Here is a 19,666-nt window from a genome sequence, read left to right as displayed (position 1 = left end):
GAATGTTATTTAACCCGTGATATGACTCATTATTTTCCACGACTGTGCGTTTCCGCCTGAATCGTAAAACTTTCTACGGTCTGTCAATTCAGGCGATTGTCGCTCTCAATTCACGTGTTTGTTTAAAGATCACCACGTTTTCCCATGATCATTGACTCACATCAGCATTTTTGGCAGCTGAATCAACCTTTCGACTACGGCTGGCTGCATGAACCTCAACATCATCGGATTTGCCGCGATTATCTGCCGTCGGATCTTAAACCGCATCTGGACTGTCTAGGTATCGATCGAACCATCGTGGTGCAGACGCAGCACAATCCTGAAGAAACGAAATGGGCCCTGCGGCTTGCCGAAGAAAATGATTTCATTGCCGGTGTTGTCGGCTGGATCAACCTGCGGGATGAATCCTGCGAAGACAAACTGCTGGAGCTGACAGACCATCCTAAATTTGTCGGTATTCGACATATTGTGCAGGATGAATCGGATGATGACTTCATTGTACGTCCGGAGTTTTTGCACGGATTAAGGGTACTGGAAAAACATCGGGTGCCGTATGACGTTCTCACCCGCGCCCGCCATCTCAGACACGTTGTCAGACTGGGACGGGAACTGCCCAATCTTCCACTGGTCATTGACCATCTCTCAAAACCAATGGTCAGGGACGGCCTGATTGATAACTGGGCTTCCGAAATCAAAGCTGCTGCACAGTTTCCAAATGTGTTCTGCAAACTCAGCGGACTCGTGACCGAAGCCGACTGGGACAAATGGAAACCTTCTGATCTCAAACCTTACGTCGAGACAGCATTAGAGGCATTCGGACCGAAACGATGTATGTTTGGCAGTGACTGGCCCGTTTTGGAACTTGCAGCAAATTACGAGCAGGTTCACCAGTCACTTGTTGATGTGCTTGGTCCTATCACGAACAGTGAACAGAAGCAGATCTTCGGGACAACATCACAGATTTTTTACGGCATCGGCATCTGACGGTTCCGGCAGCGCTGTCAACTGCTGCAGATCTCGCGGCAGGTTGAAATGTACGTTCTCTTCACGCAGTGTTTCTTCGGAAAGTGTCGCGTCAAAATGTTCTGTCAGGTACGCAATACATTCCTGCACTACGATGTCAGGGGCACTCGCACCAGCCGTAACGACAACCGTTTCTGCATTTTCAAACCACGCGGCACGCAGATCTTCCGCTCCGTCCACCAGTCGGGAGCTGACTCCGCGCTGAGCCCCAATCTCCATTAGCCGGCGACTGTTGGAACTGTTTTGACTACCCAGCACAATCAGGACGTCTGCCTGTTTCACCAGGGCTTCTACTGCATCCTGGCGGTTTGTGGTGGCATAACAGATATCTTCTTTCGGTGGTGACTGAATCCCGGGATAGCGTCGTTTGAGTGTACTGATAACGGCTTGGGCCTCCACCACACTGAGTGTGGTCTGTGTCAGGTAGGCCAGTTTGTCGTTTTCTTCAAACGTCAAAGCATCAACTTCTTCGGCTGTTTCCACCAGCGTGATACTTTGCGGAGCTTCACCCATGGTGCCGATGACTTCGTCGTGACCTTGGTGACCAATGAGTATGATGTGGAAATTGTTCCGAGCGTAACGAATCGCTTCCAAATGGACCTTGGTGACCAGCGGACAAGTGGCATCTACGGTCTGCAGCCTGCGCTGTTTTGCCCTGTTTCGAATCTCGGGTGAGACACCGTGAGCACTGAACAGCAGGATTGACCCTTCCGGCACTTCCTCGATTGTGTCCACAAATGTGACACCCTGCTGAGTAAAACGATCGACAACATACCTGTTATGGACGATTTCGTGATAAACGTAAATGTTCGGTCCAACGCGACGAATCGCATCATCCAGACACTCAATCGCCATGTTGACACCGGCACAGAATCCGCGTGGATTTGCCAGAAGAATTTTCATGGTTTTCTTTTCGTTCCCGTAATCCGGCAGCCGAACTGGATTATGCAGCTGGTGACTTCAATCACTTTGTCCGCATTCGTCACTGAATTTTTCGGTCACCGATTCTGCCTGTGTATCCGGTGACGACTGGTATTCAGCAGAGATCGGTGATCTGTCACCGTCAACGTCGCTTAACCGCTGAAAGATCAACTGATGTAATGCGTCGATTCCATAACCGGTGACAGCGGATATCACATGTACGTCAGCACCGGATGTTTCACGCAGCAATTCCGCACACGTTTCTGCATCAGGCAGCTCTGCCTTCGTCACACACACGATTTCGGGGCGTTTCGCCAGGTGCGGATTATATTTTTCCAGTTCCTGACGAATCTGTTTGTAGTTGTCCAGCGGATCTGAATGGTCCAGCGGATCCGGCTCCACCAGATGAACAAAAACCCGGGTCCTTTCCACGTGCCTGAGAAACTCATGTCCCAGACCCGCTCCGGCGTGTGCACCTTCGATCAGACCTGGTATGTCTGCCAGAACATATTCGTGGTCGTATCCTAACCGCACCATCCCCAGATTGGGATAAGTTGTTGTAAAAGGATAAGCAGCAATATCCGGGGAAGCATGAGACACACGACTGAGCAAAGTAGACTTTCCGGCATTTGGTTTTCCAATCAGTCCGACGTCGGCAATCAGCTTGAGTTCCAGTTTGACTTTACGAAATTCACCTATTGTTCCCGGTTCGCATTCTCTTGGTGCCTGATGCGTGGATGTCGCGAAGCGTTTGTTACCTCTACCTCCCTGGCCACCTTTGGCAATCACAACCCGGTCTTCGTGATGCTGTAGATCTTTCAATAAATGACCTTCGTCTGCGTCTGTCACCAAGGTGCCTGGCGGAACCGGAATGACTGTGTCTTCGCCCGTATGACCTGTTCGCAGTGCTCCCTTACCGTGTCCGCCCCGTTCGGCATTCCAGTGTCGGCGTCCGGAGAGGTTGGTCAATGATCCCAGGTTACGATCCGCCTGAATCACGACATTGCCGCCATTTCCTCCGTCACCACCATCCGGACCACCGCGCGGTACAAACTTTTCGCGTCGGAAACTGCTGCAGCCATTCCCGCCATCGCCGGCCTGACAGTACAGAAGGACTCGATCAACAAACATTTGGTTCTTTCAGGAATTCATCCGGTCAATGATACGTGTAATATTGTAACGCGTATTCCACCGGATTCTTTGACAGTTCACATGATTACGTGATAACCATAACTCACACCGGTCTGGTAACTGTCTGACAGACCTGGATCCTGATATTTTCTGCTGCAGTATTGGACTGCAGCTTCCGGCGTCTGATGATTTGACAACAGCGACGTGCCGTCGAAGATTTCCAAAAACAGATTGCGTGTGCTCTTCGAGTTTAAGATGCGGCCAGGACAATGAGTGATTTTCAAACAGTGGCTAAAGTTGGTGACATCCCACCAGGTCAGGGACGATGTTTTCCTGTGCACGGTACAATGATTGGTGTGTTCAATGAAAACAATCAGTACTTTGCAATCAACGATTTTTGCCCTCATATGGGTGCTTCGCTTTCCGATGGCCACGTTGATGACGGCGCTGTCATGTGTCCGTGGCACGCCTGGCGGTTTCGCCTGAGTGACGGCGTCTGGCTGGATAACATGAAAAGTGAAATCCGTACGTCGACTTACGATGTCCGGGTTGAAGACGGTGACATTCAGGTGAATGTCCCGCCGCCGGATGATACCGGTAACACAGACAACGCTGCTTCTGTTCCATCGCCTGAATCATCATGAACACACTCACTGATGAGTCCTTTGGTCCCTGGCCCTGGCCGACACCTGACAATGACGTACGGATCGCAGTGGAACAAATGCTGACGGACGGGAGTTGGGGACGATACCACGGTCCGCACTGTAAGGCACTTTGTGACACACTTGCCCGGTATTTTTCTGTGAAACACGTTCACCTGTGCAGCAGTGGCACGTCAGCAGTCGAACTGGCCCTTCGCGGTTCAAATATAAAGTCAGGCGATGAAGTCATTCTGGCGGCTTACGATTACAAAGCAAATTTTTCGAATGTACTGACTGTCGGTGCCAGGCCTGTACTGATCGATACTCTGCCCGGGCGACCTGTGCTCAATCCGGATCTGCTGGAAACAGCTTTATCGTCCTCAACCAAAGCAATTATTTGCTCTCATCTTCACGGCTGCATGGCACCTGTTGAACAGGTAGCCGAATTTGCTGCTGAACATCAGCTCGTTCTTATTGAAGATGCCTGCCAGGTACCGGGTGGCTGCATTAACGGACGTCGGTCCGGAACAGTCGGACACGCAGGAATACTCAGTTTTGGGGGAAGTAAACTGCTTACCGCCGGACGCGGGGGTGCCGTATTAACCAACGATCCACAACTGGCTCAGCGCATCAGGCTGTACACTGAACGAGGAAATGATGCTTATCCATTATCTGAAATGCAGGCCGCCGTGCTGTTACCACAGATTAAAAAACTGGATGAAAACAACCTGATTCGTCGACAGTCTGTAAAACAATTACGAATTCTTCTGAACACCCGTTCTTCAGTCAGAATCGTCTGGGACAAGTCGCTGGATGATGAATCAGCATACTACAAAGTCGCCCTGCTGACAGACTGTGCAGCTTCCACAGACCGTGATTCCGTTGCTGAACGTGTCCGGTTGTGCGGACTCCCCCTTGACCCCGCATTTCCGGCTCTTCATCTCACACATGCAAAAAGTCGTTTTCGAGCCATTGGTGAACTTCAAAACGCTGCCGCACTGCACAGTCAGCTGCTGACACTGCATCATCCGTTTCTGCTGGCAGCGGCGGATGAAATCGATCGTGCTGCTAAACTGCTTTGTCGTATCTGAAATACAGCTGAATCTATTTTTCCGTTTGTTGTGATCGCTTCACCAGTATAAACAATATCGGTGAGGTTGACCTGCTCTGATGGCTGTCAATACGTTCCACCAGACACTCGGTTTGTTCTTGCAGCCAGCTCTCCACCGCTCCCGTTTCTTCCGGGCCTCCTTCATGCCCGCGATACGCCAGTACTGTGATCATTCCCCCCGGTTTAAGAAGTTGCTGTAACTGTTTCAGGGCGGTAATTGTGCTGTCTGCCTGGGTTACAATTGAATGATCACCTCGTGGCAAATATCCAAGATTGAACATAGCTCCACTGACTGATGTTGTCACATGTCGGCTGATCTCAGCGTGACTGTACGATAACAGTTTAACATTCGTCAGCTGTGCTGCGTTCAGTCGTTTTTGAGTGGCCTGGATGGCCTGGTGCTGTATGTCAAATCCGTAAACATGCCCGGCGGGCCCCACATGCGCTGACAGAAAACAGGTATCAAATCCATTACCGACCGTCGCATCAATCACAACGTCTCCGTGACTCAGTACGCTTGCCATGCGATTCTGGGCAACTTGTGTCAATGATTCTTTCCACTGTTCATTACGCAGACGATCCGGGGTGATTTGATGAGGTAGTTTGGTCCGCTGCCCCGTTAAAAACTCCACAAGCTGTTCCGCCAGCCTGGGTGCTGTCAAAACTCCCCGAGATCCAAGACCGTTGAATATGTACACTGAACTGTGGATTCCATGACGACCAATGACCGGACGGTAATCTTTCATCGTCGGACGTACTGCTGCTGCATGTCGATGGACTCGAATGTTGCCGTCGATAAACCGACCCATTGCTTTAAGAATTTGTCGACGACCTTTTGCTGTTGGTGCGTTGTCCGCAAATTCCCAGTCGTATGTGGATCCTGCCGTAATGCTTCCGTCCCGTTCCGGTGCCAGCCACACGGAATGATGCACCACGTCCTGCATAACATAATCATCCAGTCGGACATTGATAACATCTCCCCGAGATGCATTATTTGGCACTCCTTCAAACCACGGATTCTGTGCGGCTCCCTGACAGAAAATGATCCGCTTCGCTGTCAGGCCAAGTTTCGGTAATTCCACCTGATCCGACTGCAGCAACAATCCATCCGGTATGTCCAGATTCAAACGGAACCACAGACCTCGCTGACTGAAATAGTCTACTGACGTCTGAAGATAGCGCCGTACATCCAGTCGCCCGGCCGGTTGCATGCAGCAACCGGCGTAAGACGGCCCGTTAGACTGGAGTTTGCCGGACCATGATTTGAGGGCCCCCTCTGCTGCCACAGCTTTCCGCTTGTAGAAAACAGATTCTTCCGAACGATTAACAAAAACACGTACCATAGGCCCTTCAGTAAACAGTCGCTGTTTCAGTCGATTTTCAATTGATCGATAGAATCTGACGGCTGTGTCCCAGTAATCCTGATAGTCATCACTCTGCGCCATTCGACGACCGGTCCAGGGAGTGACCAGTCCGGCAGAAACTCTGGATGCTGTAGCAGTTTCTCCTCTGTCTATCAGCACGACACTCTGCCCGCAGTCCAGCAGACTCCACGCCAGCGTTGTTCCTGCCAGTCCCTGGCCCACAATCAGATTATCTGTGTATTCACTCATTTTATTGGGGGTAACTGTGCCCGCAGTTAAAAACAATATTTTCGTATGTGGTCATGGAGCTTCCGAACAAGACTTGCCGCCTGCCGTTCTCTCCGCTTATCGTGTAGACCGTTTCACACTGCCTGCCCCACAGGATACTCACCATGACCTTGCTCAGCCGCCGAAACTTTATTCATACATCCGCTTCTGTAGCCGCCGGCATATACGCGTCCGGTTTTGCTGAAGCCCGACGTGGTTCATCGATCCTGGACAAACTGAATATCGCCTGTATCGGCACCGCCAATCGTGCGGTTGCCGATATTCAGGGTGTGATGTCGCAAAATATTGTTGCACTTTGCGATATCGATGGTGAGTTTCTGGCAGCTTCTCAAAAAATGATCCATGAAAATAATGGGGCGACTCCAGCCGGTTTCTCTGATTACAGAGAAATGATTGACCGCATGGGAGACAAATTCGATGCCGTAGTGGTGGCAACTCCTGATCATCACCACGCTCCCGCTACGATTCGGGCGCTCAGGGCAGGAAAACATGTTTACTGCGAAAAACCGCTTACACACAGTGTCCAGGAAGCTCGAATCATCGCAGAAGCTGCTGAACAGGCCGGTGTAGCAACTCAAATGGGTACCCAGATTCATGCCTGGGATAACTATAGACGAGTAGTTGAAATCATTCAGAGCGGAGCCATTGGCGACGTGAATGAAGTCCATGTTTGGGTTGGTAAGACATGGGGTGGCGGAGAACGGCCAAAACAAGCTGATCCTGTCCCCGGTCACGTGAACTGGGAACTGTGGCTGGGGCCAGCCCCGGCCCGGTCGTTCAAAAAGGGCTTATATCATCCTGGTCAGTGGCGACGATGGTGGGACTTCGGCAGTGGAACACTTGGTGACATGGCCTGTCATTTCATGGATCTGCCGTTTTGGGCACTGAATCTCACTCGCCCCACCTATTGTCGCGCCCATGGTCCTCAACTGCATCCTGATTCCTGTCCACTCGGTCTGACGGTCGACTACAAGTTCCCGGCCACCAAAACAAATCCAGCTCTTGATTTGACCTGGTACGACGGAAACATGATCCCCAAACAAATTCACGGTCAGCGTGTCAAAGCAAATGGTGTCATGTTTGTGGGGAGTGACGGAATGATGTTTGCTGATTACAGCTCGTACCGATTGTTCCCCCAGGAAAAATTTGCTGGTTTCGTGCCACCGCCAAAATCAATTCCGGATTCTGTGGGACATCACAACGAGTGGATTCAGGCGTGTATGAATGGGACACCCACAACCTGTAACTTCACTTATTCCGGTGCACTGACCGAAGCTGTCCAGCTCGGAAATGTTGCATACCGATCTGGTGTTGCCCTGGAATGGGATGGACCGAATCTCAGAGCTACCAATACAGAAACAGCTACAGCATTTGTTTCAAAAGATCATAATCCAGGCTGGGAAGTGTCATAATGACGGAAGATTGGTCGGTGTTGTTGATTTGGGAACAGGTAAAACAAAATTTTAAGTAGCAATAGTAATAAGGTAGACGTCCATTGTTGATAACCGGTACCGAAAATCATCATCAGGCAGCTATATATATGACATGAGTGAAATAAATCGTGTTGATAACCGGTTGATAACCTGCCTTATTACGACCGGTGAACTGGTCTGATAAAAGAGTTAACTATCCATACCCATACCAAACAGAAATTATACTGGTTGAAAAATTAGGTGTTTAGTCCAGGTCATTAGTTGGTAATGCAACGTGTTATCAACAGGTTCGTTGATAATATAAACAACAAACCATGATGAATTTCACTTGGCTATATACTCAAGCTGAATCTCTGTGTTGGGCAGGCTCTTTTGTAAATCAGCTACACCAGCTGCTGATACACTTGTTCGTGTGACTTTAAGATCTTTGAGACTGGTCAGACCTGACAGTTGTGGAAGTCCCGAGTCAGATACCTGAGTCGATCCGAGATGAAGAAAAGATATTTTTTTCATCTCGACGAGTGCCGATAATCCGTCGTCAGACAATCTGGTGTTGTCCAGATTCAGCCATTCCAGATTGGTAAGCGGTTTGAGCTGCATTACACCGGAATTGCTCACCGGAACGCGCCATAAATTCAGTTTCTGCAGAGTGGTGAGACCACTCAGGTGCTGCATCCCTTCATCAGAAAGCAGGGAAATTTCGCTGAGATCCAGTTCAACCAGTTGCTCAAGGCTGGTGAGGTGCTTCAGGCCCGAGTCAGAAATCTGGTTTTTTGATAATCGCAGTTTGCGAAGGTTTTCTAATTTTGCCAGCAACATCAAGGCATCATCGTCGATTGTGGTTTCAGCCAGGTAGAGCTCTTCGAGCTGGTTGAGCGGCAGCAATCGTTCGATACCCGTATTGGTGATCCAAAGTTTGTCGAGTGACAGGACTTTGAGATTTTTAAGTGCGGCAACGGCGCTCATGCCGTCATCGTCAACGGAAGTCCTGCTGTTGCTCCCCGACAGGCGGAGTGCTTTGAGAGAAGTAACTTCGGTAAGCAGAGCCAGACCTCTGTTGGAAACGGGACAGCCGCGCAGGTCCAGGTTTACCAGTGGCCAGTCGACCTCACTGAATACCTCAAGGCCCGCATCTGTAATCTCCAGATCGTTCAGTAGCAATGCCCGGACATGTTTGAGTGGAGCAATGGCACGCAGTGTTTCATCATTCGCCTGCGTTTTTCTCAGGTTCACTTCAATAACTAGACCATCAGCGTTCTTTTTTGTGCGTGCGCCAATTTGGGAAAGAACATCAATCGCTGCGGAATCATCTTTTTCGGGTGTCTGGGTTTCTGGTTCCGGTGCCACGACGTTTCCGGTCGGTTTTTCTTCCGAAGAACAACCAAACGACACCAGCAAAATGAATAAGCTGAAAAAGTATTTCATGAGAAAAAGGTATCAGGGTGTTTGTGGTCCGATGGTGGGTAACGGTCCAATCATACGGTATTTGTTTCTGACCTTCAGCACAGCAGAGAATCAGCACGGATGAAGTATGACACAATCATCATTGGCGGTGGACATAACGGGCTGGTGTGTGCAGCATATTTAGCGCGATCCGGCAGAAGTGTGCTGGTACTCGAGCGACGGCCAATTGTGGGTGGAGCCTGTGTAACTGAGGAGTTATGGCCGGGTTACAAAGTGTCTACGGCAGCCTATGTCATTAGTCTGCTTCTGCCGGAGATCGAACAGGAACTTGAGCTGAAGCAATATGGCTACGAAGTCCTGGCGAGAACACCATCTTCGTTCACACCGTTTGACGACGGCCGATCACTTATTCTGGGGGCAGATGACACCTCGAATTATGCTGAGATTTTGAAGTTTTCAGCGAAGGACGCGGAAGCATGGCCCCGTTATGAATCTCTACTGACGAACGTGGCTGAAAAACTGGAACCGATTCTGAGCAGTACACCACCGGATTTACTGCCGCTGCCAAAAACCTGGCGCCGCCGTTCGCTAAGAAAAAAAATCAGTGATGGTCGGAAAATCGTGCATTTGCACAAAGCGATCGAATCGCTTGGAAATCAGATGCCGGAAGCGATCGAATTGCTGACCGGAGCCGCTCTGCCCATTCTCGATCGATGGTTTGAATCTGATGAACTCAAAGGAACACTTGCAACGGATGCCATTATTGGCAATTTCCAGTCTGTATCAGCACCTGGGACAGCTTATGTCCTGCTTCACCATGTTATGGGAGCCGCCGGCGGTGCCCGTGGCGTCTGGGGATATGTCAGGGGTGGCATGGGACGTTTGTCAGAAGCTCTAGCCTCGGCCGGACAAAGTCATGGTGTTGAGATCCACACCGGTGCACCGGTCAGTCGTATTTTAGTAGACAGTAACCATGTTCGTGGTGTCCAGCTGGAAGACGGTTCAAAATATGAAGCCGCTAATGTGGCATCAGGAATAGATGCTCGGCACACGTTTAGTCGGCTGCTGTCCGGTGACGTACTTCCAGCAACCTTTCAGGCAGCCGTAGAACGGATCGACTACAGCAGTGCCAGCATGAAAATCAATCTTGCTCTGAATCAACTACCCGATTTCACCGCAATGCCGGGCATCAATGAGCCGGGACCTCAGCATCGCGGCACAATCCACATCAATGCTCACATACAGGATTTGGAGCAGGGTTGTTTTGAAGCCCGGCAGGGATATCCGTCAACAAGACCCATCATAGAAATGACCATACCCAGTGCCGTGGACCCCTCGATCGCTCCCCCAGGACATCATGTCGCCTCTTTATTTGTCCAGTTCGCACCCTATCAGCTGGCAAACGGCACATGGGAAGATCATCGGGAAACCTTTGCCGACCGATGTATCTCGGAAATTATGAAATATGCACCGAATTTTGAGTCTGCGATCGAGCACCGACAAATTCTGACTCCTGTTGATCTGGAACAGGTGTACGGGCTTACAGGTGGCAACATTTTTCAGGGCAGTATGTCACTTCACCAGCTGTTTAGCATGAGACCTGTGCCGGGATGGAGCGACTATCGCACACCGGTTGAGGGTCTGTATCTATGTGGAAGTGCGACTCATCCGGGTGGTGGTGTCATGGGAGCTAGTGGAAGAAATGCTGCTCAGGCGATAATACAGGACACTAAATAAGCCGTCACTCCGATATTGCCGCTGTCAAAATCAGTGTGTTCGGGGTTGCCACCAGCCAATTCAAATTTTTGTTTGTGTGCTGTCAGGTGGTGTTCACAACATGAACAGAACCACACCAGAACCAATTTTTGAATAAAATCACGGTTCAGATCAGGCTGAACAAACAAGATCTGAATATGGCTCACAGGTTTTGTTGCTGCTTTTTGGAAAAAATCGTCTTGAGACCACCAAACGTTCACCCGTGGCCGTCTGCAGACACTCTGAATGGTTGAAAGATGACCTGTTATGTTTCTCCCACCGGAAAAAACCATGAATCCTTGATTCCGAGCTTAATTTGGACCGTTCGAAAGCAGATAATAATCGGTTTCCCGAATTCGAACCCCAATCGTGACCAGGTCCCCGCAGACGATGCCGAGAAACCTGACTTCCCTGGATGATGTTACTCCAGCAGAACTTGATGAGATTCTGCGTATCGCAGCAGATCTGAAACGCCGGTACAAATCCGGCGACCTCCCAGCTCCGTACGCCGGACGAGTGCTCGTACAGCTTTTTGAAAAACCGTCTCTGAGAACTCGCAACAGCTTTGAAGCTGCCATGATCAATCTGGGTGGGTCCGGTATTTTTCTGACCATGGCTGAAGCCGGCCTTGATGGCCGGGAATCGCTTTCCGACGTAGCCACTGTGCTTAGTTCCTACAGTGACATGATCACCATGCGGACATTTTCACAACAGCTGATTCTGGATTTTTCTCAGTACAGCAGCTGCCCGGTGATCAATGCATTGTCTGATGAGCGCCATCCATGTCAGGCGTTGACTGATCTTCTTACCATTCAGGAAACAGCCGACACCTTTGAAGGAACCCATTTGGTTTTCGTTGGTGATGGCAACAATGTGGCCAAATCACTGGCGATTGCTGCGGCAATGACCGGTCTGAAATTTACCCTGGCGGTTCCGGAAGGATTTGAATTTCCCAAAGAATTTTTGCCGGGTGTGAAATTACGGTTTCCTGACGCAAAAATTCAGCAGACGCGGGATGCTGTCGATGCTGTTTCCACGGCTGACTTTATTTACACAGATGTCTGGGCCAGTATGGGCCAGGAAAAAGAAGCTGAGCGTCGTAAACAGGCATTTTCAGGTTACCAGGTGAACAGCAAATTGATGAAACAGGCTCCGGCAACAGCTCGCTTTATGCATGATCTGCCGGCGAAGCGCGGTCTGGAAGTCACAAATGATGTGATAGACGGACCCCAAAGTATCGTCTACCACCAGGCAGAAAACCGCATGCATTTGGCTAGGGGACTTTTTGCATGGCTGCTGGCGAAACAGTAGAGACGATGTGTCACCCGTCTCTGAAAATCACACGGTTCCAATCCCGTTAATGACATTCATAAATTGTCAGCGTAAAAACGCGGAAAGAACTTTTTCACGGGGAAGGATTTCCGGAATGAGTGACGGGCTTTGGTGAGTGAAACCACGGTAATAAGTCAGGATGTAACCAAGTTGCTGAATTGAATACACATCTGTGACACCACTGTGATTTCTTACAAAAGGAGTATTTACTTCTGGTCAACTGCAGTACCTGGCCAGTACACCCACCGGGGCTGATCGCAGCCACGTGGCGCATGATCCGGGCCGGCTGTCAGACGTCGCTGATTAGTACCATCTGCCCGCATCACCCAGAGTTCGGCATAACAGCCCACCATGCAGCGAACGAAAGCGATCAAACGACCGGATTTCGACCAGCGTGGCCGAAAATCCCATCGGCGCTCGACAGCGTCAGTCAGTTCCATCACCTTTCCGGTTGCCGGTTCGAGCAGACAAATTTGTGTACCACCCCTGGCGCGCTCAGGGGCATACACGTTCTCCTCGTGGCTGGGACGTGTCGGATCAAAATAACAGTCCATGTGAGCGTCGGGCGTCATTCGAGTCCAGGTAACGAACCTGCCGTCAGGAGACCAGCTCGAAGTGTTCGAACCACCACCGCGGGCGTCGGCCGGTCCGTAGGCCGTCCCGAACCAGTGCCGCTGGTCCGTAGTGACCCGGCGACTGCGCCAGCCGCCGGGTGCTGACTCGTCGAAAGTTGCCAGTACCAGATCGGCGCGGATGTGGCCTGGGTCTGTCTGCGGGAGGCAGTCCAGATAGATCAGTGAACTTCCGTCAGGCGACCAGCGAGGATCAAAGAACAGATGTCCCTCTTCACCATGCACGAGTGTGCGCGGGCGGCCGGTCAGCCCCATCACGTTGATCGCATAGTAACCGACACGAAATGGTGATTCGATAAGTCCGTTCTTGCGGTGACGGATACCACCTGTGAGATGACAGGAAAGACGCCTGCGGTCGGGACTGAGGTGCGTCCCATAGTGAAAGCCTTCGCCAGGTGAGGTGATTGCCCGTGCGTCTCTGCCACTCAGGTCCATATCGTACAGTTGACGCTGTCCATCTTTATCAATTACGCCGACCAGCAGCCGTCTGCCAGGCAGCACCAGATCAACAGTGATATCACTGTCTCCACTGTCGAAATTGGTAAGCAGCTCACATTCAATCCTGCCGGACTCGGAGTCGAACAGCCAGACAGAACCGTTGCGCCGGCCGGAGACATCGTGGTGTTTTCGAAACTCCGCGCGACAAACTTCCCGTCAGAAAACTGCGGTCCCAGCTGCCATCCTTTTTGTCCTGGAACTCCAAAGTCGGGATACTGCTCCGCACTGCCGTTGGCTCGGATGATGCCCACAACGGGAGCACTGGCGGAACCATCGGGTGCACGTTCACCCTTCGCCGAAAACAGCAGCCAGTCGTCTGAGCTGTCAGATGCTGCAGCGGCCAGGTCTGCAACCGCGAGACCAAATACGAACACAGTGAAAAACACAACCAGAAACCAGGATTCTTTTGTTTCGCTGATTTTCATCACCCCGGTGTCCTGATCGTCGGCCGATAGTAATTCGTGATCAAACACGACCCGTGATACACTTTGTCAATCAGTACTGCCGTTTGCAATCCATCAGCGCGAGCCCGTCAGCAACTGGCCGAGCACTGGACAAGCAGCTAAAAACCTGATGAATAATCGCTACCATCCGTGATGGTCACTACTTAACAGAAGTATTGCTCATGCATCGCCGCACATTTCTGACCGCAAGCTCAGCTTCTCTGGCATTCCCACTGATTGGTCGGGCAGCTTCGGATGACAAATTTCGTGTTGCCGTGATTGGCCATACCGGGCGCGGGAACTATGGGCACGGGCTGGACAGCGTCTGGATGCACGTGCCGGCGACTGAGATTGTGGCCGTGGCAGACCCGAATGCAGACGGGCTTGCGGAAGCCGGAAAACGTCTGGGGGCTAAACACAGTTTCCTGGACTATCGAAAAATGTTGGCGGTAGTTAAACCACATATCGTAGCGGTCTGCCCGCGGCATCCCGATCAGCATCGAGACATGATTATCGCGTCGATCGAAGCCGGTGCGAAGGGTATCTATGTTGAAAAGCCGTTTTGTCGTACTCCTGGCGAAGCCGATCAGATCATCGCATCAGCCGAGAAACATCAGGCCAAAATCGCTGTTGCTCACCGCAATCGCTACCATCCGACGCTGCAGGCGATCGACAGGCTCATCGCGGACGGGGACCTTGGAAAAGTGCTCGAAATCCGTGGTCGGGGTAAAGGTGATCGGCGCGGAGGCGGAGAAGATCTGTGGGTTCTCGGTTCACACACGATGAATCTGATCAACTACTTTGGCGGGAATCCACTGTCGTGTTCAGCAGTGATGATGCAGGACGGTCGTCGTGTTGTTAAAGGTGATGTCAAAGAAGGCAATGAAGGACTTGGTCCGCTGGCCGGCAACGAAGTTCACGCGCGATATGAAATGGAAGGTGGTGTGATCGCCTGCTTTGATTCAATCGCCAGTGATCAGACCCACAATCATGGGTTTGGACTGCAGATTATAGGCAGCAGGGGAATCGTAGCCATCAAATGTGATCGACACCCGCTGGCCCATTTTGTTCCCGGTAATCCCTTTGAGCCAACTGACAAACCTCGCCCGTGGGTTCCGATTTCGTCGGCCGGTATTGGTCAGCCGGAGCCATACGATAACCTCACGGAAATCATCACACATCATGGCCGGCCGGCTCGCGATTTAATCGCGTCGATCGGCTCGGATCGTCAGCCATTGTGCAGTGCCCTGGAAGGTGCGACGATTCTGGAGATGATCTGTGGTGTGTTTGAGTCGCATCGCCAGGGAAGTCAAGCTGTTGCCCTGCCGCTTCAGGAACGTGGCAACGCGCTGGCAAATCTGTAGCCGGTGCCGAAATTCGACTTCACGTCCGAACCTCCTTTTTGCAGCACCAGCAGGCGACCTTCCGATGGCTGCAGTCTGTCAGACGGCGGCTACACGGAGTGCCAGACGGCAGCGACACAGTGTGCAAATCGCAGTCCTCCCGGACAAACCATCAATTAAAACACAAAGCCGCAGCACACAGTCCAACGGGACGAGTGATGTGAACAAAGACAGGTCCGCTGCAAATAATCGTTCAGTAACGGCCGGCTGGAAACGTTCCGGCTGTGACAATTCCAGGAACTTAGCATTGGCATTGCGGCAAACAAAAATGCACTGAAAAACAGACTGGTTTCCTGTGCGGACGCAGCCGGATACCCTGCACGCGGTACCTGCAATCAGAGACATCGAACACCGGATTTCTTTCCCTGTGTTCAATACAGGACAGTAAAGTCCGTGTCATCGGGGCTCTGACGGTTACAGACCACATAACAGCAAACAGGACAGACACGATGGTTGTTGCTTCATTCGTCTTTTTTACAGTCCTGGTTGCAGTAATCACTTACCGTGTGACACGCAATGATGATCACACTTCATCAAATGGTTTTTTTCTTGCCGGGCGCACACTGACCTTTCCACTGATTGCAGGCTCGCTGCTGCTGACCAATCTGTCGACGGAGCAGCTGGTCGGACTGAACGGTGCCGCATTTAACGACGGTCTTTGTGTGATGGTGTGGGAAGTCTGGTCTGTAATCGGGATGGTGGCCATGGCCCTGTTTTTCCTGCCGCGTTTTTTAAAGAGTGGCATTGCGACCGTACCACAGTATTTGGAAATCCGATACGACCACCAAACTCAGGTCATCACCAACCTGATCTTCCTGGTGGCCTATGTCTGCATTTTGTTGCCCATCATCCTTTACACGGGCGCTACGGGTATGATCGGTATTCTGGATATACAGACTCTGACCGGGATCCAATCCGAGACGACTGTGCTGTGGGCAATCGTGTGGACTGTAGGCATCATTGGGTCGATTTACGCACTTTTTGGTGGTCTGCGAACAGTGGCTGTGTCGGATACGATCAATGGGATTGGCCTGCTAGTGGGGGGGGTCATGATTGCGTATTTCGGACTGCTCTTCCTTGGCGAAAACAGTTTCAGCGATGGTATCGAAAAGCTCGGGAAACTCCCTGAGGAAACCTTCAATTCAATCGGTAACAACAACAGTTCAGTACCCTTCAGCACATTGTTTTCCGGGATCCTTTTGCTGACATTTTTTTACTGGACCACCAACCAGCAGATCATTCAGCGAACCTTAGGCGCCAGCAGCCTGGCGGAAGGCCAAAAAGGCGTGCTGCTAACGGGGGCACTCAAACTGTTTGGGCCGGTTTACCTGGTCCTGCCCGGAATCATCGCTGTTGCTCTGTTTGCGGATGATGGCATCAGGGCTGATCACGCTTACGGTACGCTGGTTAACAAAGTTCTGCCGGCACCGCTGACCGGGTTCTTCGCCGCGGTCATGATCGGTGCCATTCTGTCGAGCTTCAATTCGGCTCTGAACAGTTCCTGTACGTTGTTCAGCCTTGGCCTGTATCAGGGCATGATCAACAGAAATCCCACGGAACAACAGATCGTGCGCTCAGGCAAAATTTTTGGCTGGGCTGTTGCCGCTGCTGCTATGACGATTGCCCCGTTCCTTGCGGGAACTGACAGCATCATGGGATATCTGCAAAAGATGAACGGAATTTATTTCATTCCTCTGTTCGCGGTGGTTCTGGTGGGCATGCTCTCAAAGCGGGTGCCGCCAAAAGCCGCTAAAATCGCATTGATTGCCGGATTCGGTATCATCGTTCTGGGCTATTTTGTGCCGCCTTTCGATTTGATCGTCCAGTCGATGCACGAGTTTCATTTTCTTGGGGCGGTGTTTGCCTGGTTAGTAATCCTGCAGTTGGTCATTGGGGAAATATCACCATGCAAAAAAGAATTTGTGCAGCAAGACGTTGGTGCCGTCGACATGACGCCCTGGGTACACGCGAAGAAAGTCGGCGTTGGTCTGATTGTTGGTGTGTTCGTAATTTATGCGCTGTTTGCCGACTTCAGCGTTCTCAGGAAGAAGGAAGTAACGCCCGCAACTGCTACTGCCGAAGAAATCCACCAGCAAGTCCAGAATTCAGTTGCAGACATATCGAAGCTTTCCGACGCTGCCATTGTACTGCAGTCACACTTGGCAGATGGTTCGGCACAGACAGCAGATTTTTCCGAATTGTTTGTGGAACACAGAACGCAAAATTGAGGTGATGTGTGGAAAAAGAACTGCGTATCGGTGTTCTGGGATGCGGACCAGTCGCACAAATTGCGCACTTTGATGCGTGTTGGAAGGCTCGCAATATTCAGCTGTACGCGATCAGCGATTTAGCAGATGACCTGCGAACACGGATGACAACCATGTGGGAACCGCAGGTCGCCTATCGAACCTACGACGAGATGCTGGCGGATGATCAGGTTGAGGCGATCATCGTTGCTGTTGCTGATCAGTTTCACGTGCCGCTGGCGGCCAAGGCGATCAGCTCAGGTAAACACGTGTTTGTCGAAAAACCAATGGGCGTGGGAGTCGAAGAATGTGAAGCGCTGAAACACACAGTCGATAATTCCGGACTGATCCTGCAGGTGGGCAATAATCGGCGGTTCGATCCGGGAATCGCATTTGCCAAACAGTTTCTGAATGAGGAAATCGGCGGTCGCATTGACTTCAAGGCGTGGTATTACGATTCGACCGATCGTTATACGATGACCGATAACCTTCAGCCGGTTGTTCATCAAAGTCACAGAGCAGTTCGCCCGGAGGGTGACCCGAAGTCAGATCGCCGACGGTATTACATCCTCGGTCATGCCAGTCATCTGGTTGACACAGCGCGTCTGCTTGGTGGCGAAATTGTTTCCGTGCGTGCCCGTTTGCTGGAGCGCTACGGTACCTGGTGCTGGTATGTTGACGTGGATTTTGCGGATGGCAGCCTGGGACATCTGGACCTGATTATTGCTGTTCATGGTGACTTCGAGGAAGGATTTATGATTCATGGTGAACATGGCAGCGTAAAAGGACGTGTCTTCCTGCCGTGGTATCACAAATCGAGTGTGGTTGAATGTTTCTCGGCAAAGGATCGTGTCTTTCGACGTCCGCTTGGTGCTGATGCGTACACGTATAAAACTCAGCTTGAGGGATTTGCCGATACGATTCTTCACGGAAAACCACAGCACGGTGCAACAGTCAACGATGGAGTGGCCGCCATGCGGGCAATGGTGGCGATTGCCAGGTCTGTAGAAACTGGCGAGGCCGTCTGTCTCTCGGATGTGACCGGAGTCGTTTAATGCAGCTGGGCGTCTTCGCCAAAACGTTTGTTCGCGACTCACCGGAAGAAAATCTCGATGCTGTATGTCAGTACGGGTTTGAGTGCACTCAGTATAATTTCGTCTGTGCCGGTCTGCCGACGTTGCCGAATAAGATCGACGCAGAACTTTGTGAGCGCGTCCGCGTGGCTCATGTTGAACGTGGATTAACCATGGCCGCAGTTTCGGGAACGTTCAACATTATTCATCCAGATCGTCAGCTACTGCAAGCCAACCTGAAACGCCTGGACATACTGGCACACGTCTGTCGTCAGCTCAATACACGATTAATCACACTGTGTACCGGCACACGTGATCCGCAGAACATGTGGCGGGCGCATCCGGAGAATGATTCGCCGGCGGCCTGGAACGACATGCTGACGTCGATGCGGCAGATCGTAAATATTGCGGAAGCATCGGATGTGATGGTGGGAATTGAGCCGGAAATTAACAACGTTGTCAATTCCGCGCTCAAAGCTCGCCGATTACTGGACCAACTGAATTCTCCGGTTGTGAAAATCGTCATGGACCCTGCCAATCTGTTCCAGGTCGGCCAGTCAGAACGAATGCATCAAGTGATGGACGATGCATTCAGACATCTGAGCAGCGACATCGCAGTGGCCCACGCCAAAGATCTCAGTGACGACGCAGATATCGGGTACAGCCCTGCAGGCAAAGGTATTCTGGATTACGACTATTTTCTTAAGTTGTTGGACAAGTACGAGTTCAACGGCGCACTCATTACTCATGGACTGAGTGAATCGCAGGTTCCCGAGTGTGTACGGTTTCTTCATGCAAAACTGGATCGGACAACAGAAATCAACCACTGAGAGCCTGTTAAAAAACGAGGATCTGTCACTGGCCGTGCGGTTGATTGAATTTGAAACGCTGGAATCGTGTGACAGTTTATTCTGCTGATTTACGTTTCCATTTCTTTTTTTGACCAGCAAACTGTTCGCGGCTGACTT

General features: G+C 51.2%; 17 protein-coding genes. 10 read left to right on the top strand and 7 right to left on the bottom strand.

Translation table 11 applies throughout. The features are described from left to right. The first annotated feature begins 144 nt into the window (after positions 1 to 144). Positions 145 to 984, top strand: coding sequence for an amidohydrolase family protein (locus MK110_00515; GenBank protein ID MCH2209755.1), 840 nt, complete (start codon positions 145 to 147; stop codon positions 982 to 984). On the opposite strand, the gene ispH is transcribed toward MK110_00515, so the two are convergent. Next, the gene (gene ispH, locus MK110_00510; GenBank protein MCH2209754.1) at positions 955 to 1,926 is read right to left on the bottom strand and encodes a 4-hydroxy-3-methylbut-2-enyl diphosphate reductase; all 972 of its coding nucleotides are present in this window, start codon (positions 1,924 to 1,926) and stop codon (positions 955 to 957) included. The genes MK110_00515 and ispH overlap by 30 nt on opposite strands. Positions 1,927 to 1,983: 57 nt before the next feature. Continuing rightward, a complete protein-coding gene (gene obgE, locus MK110_00505) occupies positions 1,984 to 3,075 on the bottom strand; it encodes a GTPase ObgE (GenBank protein ID MCH2209753.1) in 1,092 nt (363 codons plus the stop codon). Between the two features lie 269 nt (positions 3,076 to 3,344). On the opposite strand from obgE, the gene MK110_00500 reads away from it, so the two are divergent. Both MK110_00500 and MK110_00495 read left to right on the top strand, forming a co-directional pair. After that, positions 3,345 to 3,719 carry a Rieske (2Fe-2S) protein gene (locus MK110_00500; GenBank protein MCH2209752.1) on the top strand — a complete coding sequence of 125 codons (375 nt, stop codon included), beginning with the start codon at positions 3,345 to 3,347 and terminating at the stop codon, positions 3,717 to 3,719. Continuing rightward, positions 3,716 to 4,807 (top strand): aminotransferase class V-fold PLP-dependent enzyme, encoded by a 1,092-nt coding sequence (locus tag MK110_00495; protein MCH2209751.1) that lies wholly within the window; start codon positions 3,716 to 3,718, stop codon positions 4,805 to 4,807. The genes MK110_00500 and MK110_00495 overlap by 4 nt, the downstream gene beginning before the upstream one ends. A 13-nt stretch (positions 4,808 to 4,820) precedes the next feature. Here the strand turns inward: MK110_00495 and MK110_00490 are convergent, their stop codons facing one another. Next, positions 4,821 to 6,440, bottom strand: a complete 1,620-nt coding sequence (locus MK110_00490; GenBank protein ID MCH2209750.1) for an FAD-dependent oxidoreductase — start codon at positions 6,438 to 6,440, stop codon at positions 4,821 to 4,823. Between the two features lie 143 nt (positions 6,441 to 6,583). Here MK110_00490 and MK110_00485 point away from each other — a divergent pair, with 143 nt between their 5' ends. Continuing rightward, positions 6,584 to 7,891, top strand: a complete 1,308-nt coding sequence (locus tag MK110_00485; GenBank protein MCH2209749.1) for a Gfo/Idh/MocA family oxidoreductase — start codon at positions 6,584 to 6,586, stop codon at positions 7,889 to 7,891. A gap of 345 nt (positions 7,892 to 8,236) precedes the next feature. Here the strand turns inward: MK110_00485 and MK110_00480 are convergent, their stop codons facing one another. Continuing rightward, complete coding sequence (locus MK110_00480) at positions 8,237 to 9,259, bottom strand: hypothetical protein (GenBank protein ID MCH2209748.1); 1,023 nt, start codon at positions 9,257 to 9,259, stop codon at positions 8,237 to 8,239. A gap of 177 nt (positions 9,260 to 9,436) precedes the next feature. On the opposite strand from MK110_00480, the gene MK110_00475 reads away from it, so the two are divergent. Further along, positions 9,437 to 11,053: an NAD(P)/FAD-dependent oxidoreductase gene (locus tag MK110_00475; GenBank protein MCH2209747.1), complete on the top strand. Its 1,617-nt coding sequence runs from the start codon at positions 9,437 to 9,439 to the stop codon at positions 11,051 to 11,053. Here the strand turns inward: MK110_00475 and MK110_00470 are convergent. Continuing rightward, positions 11,026 to 11,364, bottom strand: coding sequence for a hypothetical protein (locus tag MK110_00470; protein MCH2209746.1), 339 nt, complete (start codon positions 11,362 to 11,364; stop codon positions 11,026 to 11,028). The genes MK110_00475 and MK110_00470 overlap by 28 nt on opposite strands. Before the next feature lie 97 nt (positions 11,365 to 11,461). On the opposite strand from MK110_00470, the gene argF reads away from it, so the two are divergent. Continuing rightward, positions 11,462 to 12,382, top strand: a complete 921-nt coding sequence (gene argF / locus MK110_00465) for an ornithine carbamoyltransferase (GenBank protein MCH2209745.1) — start codon at positions 11,462 to 11,464, stop codon at positions 12,380 to 12,382. A 227-nt stretch (positions 12,383 to 12,609) separates the two neighbouring features. On the opposite strand, the gene MK110_00460 is transcribed toward argF, so the two are convergent. Continuing rightward, a complete protein-coding gene (locus MK110_00460; GenBank protein ID MCH2209744.1) occupies positions 12,610 to 13,536 on the bottom strand; it encodes a hypothetical protein in 927 nt (308 codons plus the stop codon). After that, complete coding sequence (locus tag MK110_00455) at positions 13,503 to 13,958, bottom strand: hypothetical protein (protein ID MCH2209743.1); 456 nt, start codon at positions 13,956 to 13,958, stop codon at positions 13,503 to 13,505. Before MK110_00455 ends, MK110_00460 begins: the two co-directional genes overlap by 34 nt. A 200-nt stretch (positions 13,959 to 14,158) precedes the next feature. On the opposite strand from MK110_00455, the gene MK110_00450 reads away from it, so the two are divergent. From MK110_00450 to MK110_00435, 4 genes are all read left to right on the top strand, one after another. After that, positions 14,159 to 15,340: a Gfo/Idh/MocA family oxidoreductase gene (locus MK110_00450; GenBank protein ID MCH2209742.1), complete on the top strand. Its 1,182-nt coding sequence runs from the start codon at positions 14,159 to 14,161 to the stop codon at positions 15,338 to 15,340. 488 nt (positions 15,341 to 15,828) lie between these two features. Next, positions 15,829 to 17,607, top strand: a complete 1,779-nt coding sequence (locus MK110_00445; protein ID MCH2209741.1) for a solute:sodium symporter family transporter — start codon at positions 15,829 to 15,831, stop codon at positions 17,605 to 17,607. An 8-nt stretch (positions 17,608 to 17,615) separates the two neighbouring features. Continuing rightward, on the top strand, positions 17,616 to 18,680 hold the full coding sequence (locus tag MK110_00440) for a Gfo/Idh/MocA family oxidoreductase (GenBank protein MCH2209740.1): 1,065 nt from the start codon (positions 17,616 to 17,618) through the stop codon (positions 18,678 to 18,680). Continuing rightward, complete coding sequence (locus MK110_00435; protein ID MCH2209739.1) at positions 18,680 to 19,528, top strand: sugar phosphate isomerase/epimerase; 849 nt, start codon at positions 18,680 to 18,682, stop codon at positions 19,526 to 19,528. The genes MK110_00440 and MK110_00435 overlap by 1 nt, the downstream gene beginning before the upstream one ends. Positions 19,529 to 19,666: the final 138 nt, after the last annotated feature.

The sequence above is a fragment of the Fuerstiella sp. genome, from assembly GCA_022447225.1.
Classification (GTDB): domain Bacteria; phylum Planctomycetota; class Planctomycetia; order Planctomycetales; family Planctomycetaceae; genus S139-18.
Note: the sequence above shows the minus strand (reverse complement) of the source record. Positions and strands in the feature narration are given on the sequence as shown.